This is a genomic window from Rathayibacter iranicus NCPPB 2253 = VKM Ac-1602, from assembly GCF_003149025.1.
Taxonomy (GTDB): Bacteria; Actinomycetota; Actinomycetes; order Actinomycetales; family Microbacteriaceae; genus Rathayibacter; species Rathayibacter iranicus.
Genome location: NZ_QGDV01000046.1, coordinates 1 through 1392, shown reverse-complemented (window position 1 = coordinate 1392; position 1392 = coordinate 1). Strand labels below are relative to the sequence as shown.

Genomic DNA, 1392 nt, shown 5'->3' with positions numbered 1-1392 from the left:
AGTTTCGAGCAGGCTGCGGGCGATGTAGTTGGTGAGGTTGCGGAAGCCGAGGGCGGTGCCGCGGAGGTGTTCGAGGCGGCCGTTGATCGCTTCGGTGGGGCCGTTCGAGGTGCCGGGGCGGTCGAAGTAAGCGAGGATGTCGGCGGCGCGGGCGTTCATCGTGCGGCCGAGGGTGACCAGCTCTTTCAGGGCTCGTGGGACCTTGCTGCTGATCGAGTCGATCAGCGCTTGCATCGCCGTCTTCCCGGCGGTCCGATCCGGGTCGCGGTAGGCGGCGATCATGCGTTGATAGATGCCCCAGGTCGCCTCGACCTCGACGTGCTCGTCGACCGCGAACACCGTCTTGAGGCGGGCGTGTTGCTTGTCCGTGAGGAGGTCGGCGCCGGTGTGCAGGGTCCGGCGTGCCGAGTAGAGCGGGTCTCTGGAACGGCCGCGGTGCCCCGTCGACTGTTGTTGGACGCGTTGCCGGCAGCGGTCCAGGGCGTCGCCGGCGAGGCGGATGACGTGGAACGGGTCCATCACCGGGACCGCGTCGGGCAGTTCTTCCGCGGTCGCGGTCTTGAACCCGGTGAACCCGTCCATCGCGACGACCTCGACCCTCGCCCGCCAGGTGTCGGGTCGGTCGGCGAGCCACTGCTTGAACACGGCCTTCGAGCGCCCCTCGACCATGTCCAACAGCCTGGCAGGCCCAGTGTTCGCGCGGATCGGAGTGAGATCGATGATCACCGTGACGTACTTGTCTCCGCGGCGCGTGTGGCGCCAGACGTGCTCGTCGACACCGATCGTGGTCACGCCCTCGAACCGGGTCGGGTCATCGATCAGGACCCGTTTCCCCTCGGTGAGAACAGCCTCGTTCGCGGTATGCCAGGACACCCCGAGGCCGGCCGCGACACGGGCGACGGTGAGGTGCCCGATCACGAGGCCTTCCAGCGCCCACCGCACGCCGCGGCGGGAGATCTTCGCCCGCGCCGGTGCCGCTTTCGTGATGTCTTGTCGCCAGATCCGGCCGCAGCCCGTGCATGCGTAGCGGCGCACCCGGACCAACAGGGTCGTGGGTCGCCAACCGAACGGTTCGTGCGCGAGACGCCGCGTCACCGTGTCCCGAGGCACGCCCTCCGCACCACACTTCACGCACCACGGATCAGGGTCAACGACCCGACATTCCAGCACCGCCCAATCGGGCGCAAGATGCTGCCCGACAACGCGAAGGCCGAGCTCGTCCAGGCGGCAGAAGGTCGTGAGATCAGGGTCGTCGAAGGTAGCGTGAGACACGTCGAGGTCTTTCTGATGGCTGGCGTAGGAACCTCCATCATCGGAAGACCTCGACCCCACTCCCGGCCACGACGCGCCAACCCCACACCCGTACGGCTACACCCTCAACTGCGAAGAGCC

General features: G+C 67.7%; 1 protein-coding gene. It reads right to left on the bottom strand.

Annotation, left to right across the window (positions count from 1 at the left end; translation table 11 throughout):
* A partial coding sequence (locus B0H03_RS16020) for an ISL3 family transposase (protein ID WP_109714933.1) occupies positions 1–1272 on the bottom strand: 1272 nt, incomplete at its 3' end.
* Positions 1273–1392: the final 120 nt, after the last annotated feature.